The sequence below is a fragment of the Streptomyces sp. NPDC006261 genome (assembly GCF_040613515.1).
Classification (GTDB): Bacteria; Actinomycetota; Actinomycetes; order Streptomycetales; family Streptomycetaceae; genus Streptomyces.
The window spans coordinates 1-1029 of the sequence record NZ_JBEXSI010000166.1; the positions used below are offsets into that span (position 1 = coordinate 1).

Annotated in this window: 1 protein-coding gene and 1 pseudogene; both read right to left on the reverse strand. The window is 70.1% G+C overall.

The genetic code is table 11. From position 1 onward, the window contains the following. Nucleotides 1–7: 7 nt before the first annotated feature. Nucleotides 8–943, reverse strand: coding sequence for a sulfate adenylyltransferase subunit CysD (gene cysD, locus ABZ154_RS35065; protein WP_356838523.1), 936 nt, complete (start codon nt 941–943; stop codon nt 8–10). Further along, nucleotides 940–1029, reverse strand: a pseudogene (locus ABZ154_RS35070) (adenylyl-sulfate kinase); the annotation flags it as partial. The pseudogene ABZ154_RS35070 and the gene cysD, both read right to left, overlap by 4 nt.

The following is a 1029-nucleotide window of genomic DNA, read 5'->3' on the forward strand; positions in this document are numbered from 1 at the left end:
GTCATGGTTAGAAGTACCCCTCGCGCTTGCGGTCTTCCATCGCGGCCTCGGACATCTTGTCGTCGGCCCGGGTCGCGCCCCGCTCGGTGAGCCGGGAGGCGGCGATCTCGGTGATCACGGCCTTCAGGGTGGTGGCGTCGGAGTCGACGGCACCGGTGCAGGACATGTCGCCGACCGTGCGGTAGCGCACCAGGCGGGTCTCGGTGACCTCGTGCTCCTTGGGACCGCCCCAGCCGCCGGCCGTCAGCCACATGCCGCTGCGGGAGAAGACCTCGCGCTCATGGGCGAAGTAGATCTCCGGGAGCTCGATCCCCTCGCGCTCGATGTACTGCCAGACGTCCAGCTCGGTCCAGTTGGAGATCGGGAAGACCCGGACGTGCTCGCCGGGGGCGTGCCGCCCGTTGTACAGCTGCCACAGCTCGGGACGCTGGCGGCGCGGGTCCCACTGCGAGAACTCGTCGCGCAGCGAGAAGACCCGCTCCTTGGCGCGCGCCTTCTCCTCGTCGCGCCGCCCGCCGCCGAACACCGCGTCGAAGCGGTGCTGCTGGATGGCTTCGGTGAGCGGGAGCGTCTGGAGCGGGTTGCGGGTGCCGTCGGGGCGCTCGCGGAGCTTCCCGGCGTCGATGTACTCCTGGACGGAGGCGACATGGAGCCGCAGCCCGTGCTTCTTCACCGTACGGTCGCGGTACTCCAGGACCTCGGGGAAGTTGTGCCCGGTGTCCACGTGCAGCAGCGTGAACGGCACCGGCGCCGGCGCGAACGCCTTCAGCGCCAGGTGCAGCATCACGATGGAGTCCTTGCCGCCGGAGAACAGGATCACCGGCCGCTCGAACTCCCCCGCCACCTCCCGGAAGATGTGGACCGCCTCCGACTCCAGGGAGTCCAGGTGGCTGAGCGCGTACGGATGGACGGTGCCTTCCGGCACGCTGGTGACGGTGCTCACGCCAGGCCCCTCTCGGTGAGCAGCGCGTGGAGCGCCGCTGCGGACTCCTGCACGGTCTGCTGGTGCGACTCGACGCGCAGGTCGGG